Annotated in this window: 9 protein-coding genes and 1 tRNA gene; 3 read left to right on the plus strand and 7 right to left on the minus strand. The window is 50.7% G+C overall.

Annotated elements, in window-relative coordinates:
- Nucleotides 1-402 precede the first annotated feature (402 nt).
- Nucleotides 403-831 (plus strand): hypothetical protein, encoded by a 429-nt coding sequence (locus OQJ98_03250; protein MCW9054964.1) that lies wholly within the window; start codon nucleotides 403-405, stop codon nucleotides 829-831.
- A 220-nt stretch (nucleotides 832-1,051) separates the two neighbouring features.
- Here the strand turns inward: OQJ98_03250 and OQJ98_03255 are convergent, their stop codons facing one another.
- Nucleotides 1,052-1,198: a hypothetical protein gene (locus OQJ98_03255; protein MCW9054965.1), complete on the minus strand. Its 147-nt coding sequence runs from the start codon at nucleotides 1,196-1,198 to the stop codon at nucleotides 1,052-1,054.
- 78 nt (nucleotides 1,199-1,276) lie between these two features.
- Here OQJ98_03255 and OQJ98_03260 point away from each other — a divergent pair, with 78 nt between their 5' ends.
- The gene (locus OQJ98_03260) at nucleotides 1,277-1,663 is read left to right on the plus strand and encodes a hypothetical protein (protein ID MCW9054966.1); all 387 of its coding nucleotides are present in this window, start codon (nucleotides 1,277-1,279) and stop codon (nucleotides 1,661-1,663) included.
- Nucleotides 1,664-1,770: 107 nt separating this feature from the next.
- Here OQJ98_03260 and OQJ98_03265 read toward each other — a convergent pair whose 3' ends face one another.
- The 5 genes from OQJ98_03265 to OQJ98_03285 are packed head-to-tail and all read right to left on the minus strand — an operon-like array spanning nucleotide 1,771 to nucleotide 5,339.
- Nucleotides 1,771-2,400, minus strand: coding sequence for a hypothetical protein (locus OQJ98_03265; GenBank protein MCW9054967.1), 630 nt, complete (start codon nucleotides 2,398-2,400; stop codon nucleotides 1,771-1,773).
- A gap of 14 nt (nucleotides 2,401-2,414) precedes the next feature.
- On the minus strand, nucleotides 2,415-3,362 hold the full coding sequence (locus OQJ98_03270) for a hypothetical protein (GenBank protein ID MCW9054968.1): 948 nt from the start codon (nucleotides 3,360-3,362) through the stop codon (nucleotides 2,415-2,417).
- Nucleotides 3,359-4,243, minus strand: coding sequence for an SHOCT domain-containing protein (locus OQJ98_03275; protein ID MCW9054969.1), 885 nt, complete (start codon nucleotides 4,241-4,243; stop codon nucleotides 3,359-3,361). Before OQJ98_03275 ends, OQJ98_03270 begins: the two co-directional genes overlap by 4 nt.
- A 42-nt stretch (nucleotides 4,244-4,285) precedes the next feature.
- Nucleotides 4,286-4,768 carry a thermonuclease family protein gene (locus tag OQJ98_03280; GenBank protein ID MCW9054970.1) on the minus strand — a complete coding sequence of 161 codons (483 nt, stop codon included), beginning with the start codon at nucleotides 4,766-4,768 and terminating at the stop codon, nucleotides 4,286-4,288.
- A 31-nt stretch (nucleotides 4,769-4,799) separates the two neighbouring features.
- Nucleotides 4,800-5,339 (minus strand): hypothetical protein, encoded by a 540-nt coding sequence (locus OQJ98_03285; protein MCW9054971.1) that lies wholly within the window; start codon nucleotides 5,337-5,339, stop codon nucleotides 4,800-4,802.
- A 327-nt stretch (nucleotides 5,340-5,666) separates the two neighbouring features.
- Between OQJ98_03285 and OQJ98_03290 the strand changes: the two genes are divergently transcribed.
- Entirely contained in the window at nucleotides 5,667-8,384 is a 2,718-nt protein-coding gene (locus OQJ98_03290; GenBank protein MCW9054972.1) for an ATP-binding domain-containing protein, read from the plus strand.
- A 356-nt stretch (nucleotides 8,385-8,740) separates the two neighbouring features.
- Here OQJ98_03290 and OQJ98_03295 read toward each other — a convergent pair.
- A tRNA-Met gene (locus OQJ98_03295) sits at nucleotides 8,741-8,817 on the minus strand.
- Nucleotides 8,818-8,819 lie beyond the last annotated feature (2 nt).

Raw genomic sequence — 8,819 nt, forward strand, 5'->3', positions numbered from 1 at the left:
CAATACCGCAAACACGCCGCTTAATATCTTGAACCAGATGGGCCAGATCCTCTCTTAGATCAGGCCGCCATGTGTTCCATTTTATATGACGACGGACACCACCAACCTCCAGCGCATAGTCTGCGGCGGAGAGGTGACAGATATGGTCATGCCTTGATCAGAATTGAGGGGGCCAAACAATAGTGCCAAACTCTGCGTCTCTGAACTACGCTATACTCCGGTTGCCCCACCAAGGCGATCAAACCGCCCGGCGCCTATTATAGAAACTCGATCACTTGGGTCAGGCTTGTCAGTGCGGGGCGAGAGATCAACCGGCGTGCTCTATAAACTATTGACCTGACCAATGACGAGATCGCCCTGCTAGAGGCGAAAACCCACACTAAACGCGGATATTAGTCACTCATGAACAAGCCTGAAGAATTTGAAGTTGAATGCCCGCATTGCGGGGAAAACAATTCAATCCCTCGCCCTGCTGGATGGGTTTGCCAGAAGTGCAACCAACCGCTTGGAGCGGGTCGTTATGGGCACAAGCTGATTTCGCCATTGACTGCCTTACTGTTGGGCATCGGTGGAACCATTGGCGCTAGAGAGCTTATGACTACCGAGCGGTACCCGATCGCGGTAGAGCATGCGATCATCGAAGCGTGCATCGACCCTTCCAGAAAACCCATGACTTATGATTTCTTGCGTCAAAAAAGAAAAGTCTGCATCTGCGCATTGGAAAAAACTCAAGACGATTTCGAAGCAGATGAGGCGCGAATCTTCAAATCCAATTCCAAGTTTCTGGACGCTTTTGAGGCGAATGTCCTGCTATGCGCTATTGGGGACTAACAAAAAATGAGGCCGCCCCGAAGGGCGGCCTCGCGTACTTGGGCGCTACTTACCCTTGGGTGGGTTGTTATCCCGCCCACCGCCGGAGGGTTCGCCGCTCTTGCTGGGCCAGCCAGCCGAGTTTTGTGATGATGCATTCATGATACGCTTTCCTTTCCAAAGTTCTCGTATGGCATTTGATGGTATTGGCATGCCTACTGGTAAACCGGATATCGACGCGTCACTTGCCCGGTTTTTTTTGCAATGCCGCGCCTTCCGCTCGTTTATCAAAACCGGTTTGGGCGGTTTTGCTTTCAGGATTTTCCTTTGCGGTCTTTTTGATCCGCTCGGCATCAGGCTTCGTCATGGACTTAGGTTTTTTGCTCATTGGATTTCACCTTTCGATTATGCATCCAGGCGCACCATACGCGTGGCAAAACCATTTTGAGCAGGGGAGTGGGGAAAAATGGGGATAGAGGAAGAGATTAAATCTACTCAGCAGGACATCAGGGAGGCACTTGAAGCCATTGGCTTATCTCACCGTAAATTTGCAGGCCGGTATTTTGATGACACACACCCCCATAGCGACGACGACAAGGAACGCTCTGACTTTCAGGAAAATTTTAAAAAGCAGCTTCAAATCGGCAGAAAGAGCCCACAAATCCTTGGGCAGTTACAGGCCTACTTGCGTTTTATCTACGCCATGCCCGAGTTCAAAAAGGCCAGGCTCATTGCGCCGCGCAATATCACTTACCCAGAGCTTAACCATGAGATCTGGCGCGGAATACGCGACATTTCAAAATCCATCGACGAAGCCTTGGCTGACCGGGCGGCCACAACAGACGAGGAGTAGCCGCACATTATTATTTTTAAGTAGCTTGGAGTTGCTGCCCAGCCAACACGCTTTCCGGCTCATAGCATCGGTCATGAGCAACGAGTAGCAACCCGTTCGAGGCCGGACTAAAGTTTGTGGCAGGCCTCGAATTTCGGGAAACCTTCGTACCGTTCGGAATGATCGCCGGTGTTGTTATCCATGCCCGGCTTGGTCAGCGTTCCCTTCGGCGCGATGTAGCTCTGGATGATCTTCTTCGGCGCCTCGGACCACGTGATGTTGAATGCCGCCAGCTTGGGGAAGAAATACAGGCCGCCATGGTCGAGATGATCGTGGATCCACCAGGCGAGCGAACGCCAGTCGGCCCCATTCGCGTAGCGATCGGCGAACCACGGCACGACCACACAGGCCGTCGCGCCCATGTTGCCGCTTGCGTCCCGGCGGTCCCAGATGTGGCCGGCGTAGTTGGCCTCGTTCGAGGCGCAGTTCAGATCGTGCGCATTGCCGTATCCGTTGACCTCGCAGGAACGATAGGCGGAACGGATCGCCAGGCCGCCGAAGGTCTGATGCAGGGGCTCCAGTAATTCTTCGCAAAGGCGCGCGCCCGCCGCGATGGCGAGGTCGGGATCGTCGGGGATGTTGGGGATGCCGTAGAAATTGGAAATCTCGCTATACAGCATGTCGCGCATGAAGAACGATGGCGACAGCCGCACCCGCCCAAGCTCTTCCAACGCCTTCATCGAACCGGGTTTGCGCATGGAATCAGTCCCATCTAAAGCCCGTTTAGAATCTCGATACGTTTTCTTTTTGCCTCTTCTTCTGTAATGAGGCCTTTTTCCACGAGCCGCTTTATTGCGATGAGCTTTTCCTCGATTTGATCCGTCGAACTCTTTTGCGATCCATCTGAACGAACAGGTTCATCGCTTGTGATTTCGAGCGACCAGACCTCATCAGAATGCGTTGAAACCGTCTGATCATTTATTCGCATCGACCCGTTTGTTTTCAGTTTTCGAGAAAGAGGCAAGCCTGTAACGGCATCAATCCATCCCTCACCTGTTATCTGAATATCCATACCAATCCCGTTAAAGCTTCCTCGAACAAATCCCTCCATTTCCTCTCGCACGGCCTTCCTGTTCCCGAACTTTCCCAACCCCATTGCGGTGTTCTTGAATTCACCTGACAACCCATCGGACGGAACGCCAAAAGACGAAAAGAATTGGGCCACATCAACCCCATCAAACAGTTCGTTGTAGATATTCAGGGGGCCTGGCTTGAATGCCCGAAAATGGTATGAAAAGAGTTGGTTCGCTCCTTCGATGGCCTGGCTGATTTGTGGGTGAGTTCCAAGACTAGAAGCAAATTTAATTTCAGATTCTCTCACATGCCCCAAAGGGTCCGTCTGCATACTCCAGTGTATTTGAGGCTCTTCCCCTGAAAATTTTTCGTTTACGGACTGACCAGAAAAATTCCCCCTCCTTTCACCACCCATAAGGCTTACTTCCCACAAAAGGAGTTCGCCCTTGCTCAAAATACGGCCATGCCCTCTTGAGGTTTCTACCCACTTTATATTCGGGCTAATTGCCGTGTGTTTGACGTAATTGAATTTGAATGATGCAACAGGGCCATAATTCAACTGGCCTACAAGGGTGGTATCTCCCCATCCGTCCGATAGTGGAAGCCAGAAGAAAAAAGCGACCACGAAAACAGAATATTTGCTCATAGGGACTGATCCAGTATCTCTTTCTTTCGTTTTGCGTATTCTTCTTTCGTAATTAGCTTTTGTTCATAAAGGCTTTTCAGCTTGCTCAACCTGTTCGTCAAATCACCATCCGAGCCCGCATCACTCCCCACTGGTGTTTCCTTATTCATCTGTGATGGCTGGTTCATTTGAACTGAAGAAAGCTGCCTTTTAAACCCGGCTTCCACCTTTGTTTTAAACCCCTCGCCCCAGGATTTTATCTTCGCAATGAACGCCATCTTTCGCTCATCCATATAGGCACGATCGCGATGCCAATCGCTGCTGCTCCACTCGGCTTGCGCCGGTGGGGAAAAGCCCTCGTTCTCGGGATTAAAGTGGTAGGTCAGATCAAGGAGCTTCAAATGATCTGCGTGCCTGTATTGGACAATGATCGTATTAAGCGGCAGCGATATCTTTCGACTGATCACGTAGTCTCTTGCCTGCTCCATGTATGGCGGAAGATTATTTGCTGTCAGCGTCAATCTGTAATGGTTAACCCCCCAACAATCCTGATCGCCTCCTCTGTAATTGGAGGTTTTTTGGATAAAGTGGATGTTGTCCCGCTCACAAAATTTGCTCTCAATCCACCCAGCAGAAGGAATATCAAGAGCGACGCCAAAATAAGCTGCACGATCAAGTGTGTTATTTTTAAATTGGCCCAAAATGCCGTGAGCAAATCTTTGTCCCGTATTATTTGAGCTGATCGATGATCCCATCAGGATCCAATCCCCATCAGGGAGAGGAATCTGGGGCGTATTGTTATTGACGCTCACAACGCCATGATAAACTTGACCGACAATGAGATTGTTTTCCGTCGGAGTCGTTGTCACACAAGAAACCAGGAACGGCGCAAGTCCGACCATCAGTAACAGTGCGGGTTTCCTCTGAAACAACATCCTGACCACCTATCTTTTCCGTCGCCAAACCCAAGGCTCCACAAACACCCCGCTCCATGCGCCACGGCGGTCGGTTTTGGCAGAGTCTTCTTCATCAACGTACTCGGCGGAGTATCGGCGGTAGGCCAGCGCCCATCCTGCGGCGACGAGGCCCTCCCCCAGGTCCATGCCGTCGACGTAGCACTTGCCGATCAGGCGTTTGTAGCGATCGCGGATGCCGCCGACGCAATGGACTTCTTTTCTCCCGATGGTAGTGGAAAGCCATGCCTTCGCCAAGCGCCCGCAGTCCTGCCGGACACCATTAATCGTGCAGGGCTGGCCCTTCTCAAACGCATCAATGCCGTGCAGGCGAACCTTCACGCCAACAACGTACAGCGTGTCGCCATCGACGACCCTGGGAATTCCCCGAAGGTCTTCGGCGAAAGCCGCCCCTGACAACAAAAGGAAGATGAGGATGTTTACGGCCCACCCGACGGGATCGGTCTTGATCATCGAAAGAAAGCGGAAACACCTACCCATGGCTTCAGCCCCCCTTGGCGCAATCGGATTGAATCCACTCGGCGCGATCGACTAGCCGAAAACCGAACATGCCTTTCTCGCCAACGGCGTTCCATTTGCCAGAGGCCGGGTCGAATGACAGGGAATAGACGGTCGCCGTTCGATAGGCGGAGTTTTTCGAACCATCGGAAAAGTGAATTATGGGTGGCGATTTATTTGAAACGATCTTGATGGCATAGAGCCAATCCGGCGTTTCAACCGTCAGGACCTTGTCGGTCATGGTGACGTTCATGGGGCCGAACCCGCCTTGCGTTTCAATGGCGGCAAACGTATCCCCGCAAACGACCTTCAGAGATGGGCCAAGGCTGCTTCTGATCGAGCGAAGATTGAAGGAATGGAAAATGGCCGAGGTCGACAACTCCGGCTCAATGGTTTCTGCGCGAACCAGCCCAGAGATAACAAGTGTGGCTATAAACACTGTTGCCAGCACACCCCACTGCCAGGCACCTCTAGCTTTGTTTACGCTTTCGTGGCCGTTTTGCCAGTTTGCGCAGTTTGTAAGCATGCCTCTTTCCCCATTCGTTTAGGGATAGAGAATGCCGAGCAATGGAGACAGTTTTGGTCACATTACGGCCGAAGAAGGCGCGAACATCACCCGAACCATAAGCGGTTGGCAGATGATGCTAGCTGCCCGAGACACTCGATAATATTGTTTTCTTGCGTGAATTACGCAACCATTGCGAAACCATAAAAAGCCGCGACTAAAACACTCAGATGAAAACACAAGGAAGCAACAGAGTTGTTTGGCTGACCAATTTCACAATACTGTGGTTTTTAAGTAGCGGTGAATATCGAGACTAAGAAAAGTCCATTTTGACAAGGAGGGAGCCCTATGGGTGCAACAAACAAAGATGCCGTTCTTGCCGATATATCTCGGGACTCCCTTGATTGCATTGAGCAGGTCGCTCAAGAAGCAGAAAAGGCTCGTAGTGAGCACCGAGGGGGAGAGGCTAGCTCTTTTGCTAGCATAAACACATTCACGAGCCCGCAGCAGGTCCGCAACCTCGGCAGCATCGCCGACACAAAAATGCAGGAACTGAGCGCACTTATTGAGCAACCCGTTATTGCACGCGTCCACTTTACGGATGAGGATGGTAAAGAGGATACGATTTATATTACCCGCAGCACACCGAGGTCCGTGCCTGGGTTTAAAATAGCCAGTCGCAATTCCAAGATGGGAAGAATTGCGTCTTTGGCAGCTGGCGACGAAGAAACATTTCTTTATGACGGATCCAGCCAGGACCTCTTGATTGAAAGCAATGCAAGGTTAACTCCCCATCGTGAACATGGAATTTGGGACTCCATAAACACCGAAATCGATGTAAGGGAACTGGGCCGTTTCACTGTTGGTTCTCTTCGCGCAATCCTTGAACCGCAAACTGAACTTGATGAAGTTGATCTTGATTCTCTATGGAAAGAAGAAAGTGAGGAAAATGTCGTCGCAGGTGTACGCAGGGCAATTCTCACCCACATGGGACTTCGGGATCAACCGATCTTGGACCGACATCAAGACGAAATTTTCCGTATGCCTATCAATAGCCAGTGCTTTCTTTCTGGCCCTCCAGGAACGGGTAAAACCACAACATTAATTCGCAGGCTCGGGCAAAAGACCGATAGCCATGCTCTGGAAGAATCCGATGGTGAATCTAGGCTTGCACGCCAAGTTCAAGACGATACAGGGCGAGCGCATATTTCTAGTTGGGTTCTTTTCTCCCCTACTGAGCTTCTACGACAATATGTAAAAGAGGCCTTTGCTCGTGAAGGTCTGGCTGCATCAGACAAACACATTCGAACTTGGGAAGACTACCGCCGCGAATTGGCTCGTGAGCATCTTGGGCTTCTTCGCACCAGCACAGGAACAGGCCCATTCGTTGAAAGGCAAAATGAGGAGTACTTACACCCTGATACGATTGACGATGCGGCTTGGCACGATGATTTCCGCAACCATACCGACAGGGCTAACGCCCTCGAACTCACAGTTGATTCAGAATGGCTTTTGAAAAGTGAATCTCCGGAATTAAAGACCATTGGTGATCGCCTTCTCCAGATACTCAGTTCTTCAAAACGTAATTTTTATGCTCATACGCTCCTAGGCGTCTCCGGGCTACTCCCACAAATCCGTGAAGCAATCGCCATTCGGAGTGATGCTATCGATCGAATGCTCACGCGCACCAGAAACACCGTCACCTATTCTGATAGAAGTTTCCCAAACCTTCTTCGGGAACAGATTGCAAAACAATTGGCATCTGAGCCGAACGATTTTGAAGGCGATGACGATTCTGATACGGCCCTGGAAGATGATGACGCACAAACTGCTGAGCCGCAGGCTGGGCGGCCGGTTAATCGTCAACAAGCTCTCTCTAGGTTCGAGCGCGCGGTGAAGGCCTTGGCGAAAGCAAAGTCAAGAAAACGTCAGGTATCTGAAAAATCACAAGATGGAATGCTACTCACATGGCTTGGGCCAGATAGGCTACCTTCTGACGAAGACCTCTCAACGCTTGGGAACCTCCTCGAAGAGCTGGGGCGTCTACGTAAATTTGAACGATTAGAGCGCCTTTTTCTGCGAAACGTTTCACAAAAATACAAACGTTTCCGCAGCGATCGAACGAAAGAGTCCCGCTGGTATAAATCGGCACCTGCAAAATCATCAGATATCCACTGGAAAGAACTGGACCTTATGGTTCTGTCGACATTGCAAATAGCAAATGAGCTTCTTGCCACCTACAGAGGTAGGGCGGGAGAAGAGCTGCCTTCTTCCGGGCCGCTATCCGAAGTTCGATATCTGCAAAGAGCGCAAATACTAGTCGATGAAGCGACAGATTTCTCCTGCGTTCAACTCGCCGCCATGCTTGAACTTTCTCACCCGTCCACGAGATCATTTTTCATGTGCGGAGACGTAAACCAGCGCCTAACGTCATGGGGCGTAAAGACAAATGAAGCACTAGACTGGCTAAGCGTGCCCATTCAACGCAAGTCGATTACTGTTTCATATCGCCAGAGCCGTCGCCTTGTAGACTTCGCGAAGGACGTCGCGAGGCTCGGCGGGGCGAGCGCAGACGATATCGTCCTGCCTGACCGTCTTGATTTAGATGGTGTTGCCCCTGTCTGGCAAGATGGCCTTTCAGATTACTCAGACACCGCCAGATGGTTAACTAAACGAATTCAGGAAATTGATCGGATCGTTCCAAAAGGAACGACAATCGCTGTGCTGGTTAACAACGAAGAGCAAGTAGAGCCGCTAGCCGCTGAATTGAATGCGCATCTTGAAGATATCAATTTGTCCGCCGTTGCATGCAAAGACGGTAAGGTAGTCGGAAACGACCGTGACGTCAGAGTATTCAACCTCCGACACATCAAAGGTCTTGAATTTGAAGCCGTCTTCTTCATCGATCTGGATAAAACGATCAACGATCATCCAGATCTTTTTTCCAAGTACCTTTACGTTGGTGCCACGCGTGCGGCCACATACTTAGGAATTACATTCCGAGACGATATCCACGAGTTGATGGTGCCGCTTTCTTCACACTTTGGTTCAAGCTGGCAGCTGTAACTGGCCCGGAGCATAGCGCAGACTGCATATCCTCTTGCTTCTAAATATGTGATGGTGTGATTTGTCACTGACGTGCTCCCCTGTTTGATGATGAACGCCTTCTGGCGTCCGTGAACTTCGATGCACTCCTCGTCTTCCGTTCCTTTACCCAACAAGGAGAATCGACCCGGAAAACTCTATCTCAAATCGAGGACATTTAACGGAAGCACATCAAGTCCATTTGAAGAGAAATTTTTATCTAAAAACCATCTCCTGACTTTGCCCAAACCTGCTGGAAATGTATTCCAGCTGCTTACCCCATGCTTACCTGCACAAAAAAACGGCTCAGCCAATTAAGGCTAAGCCGTTGTTTTTATTGGTTGCGGGGAGAGGATTTGAACCTCTGACCTTCAGGTTATGAGCCTGACGAGCTACCGGGCTGCTCCACCCCGCGTC

The sequence above is a fragment of the Candidatus Paceibacterota bacterium genome, from assembly GCA_026195275.1.
Taxonomy (GTDB): Bacteria; Patescibacteriota; Minisyncoccia; order Phycocordibacterales; family JABMNX01; genus JABMNX01.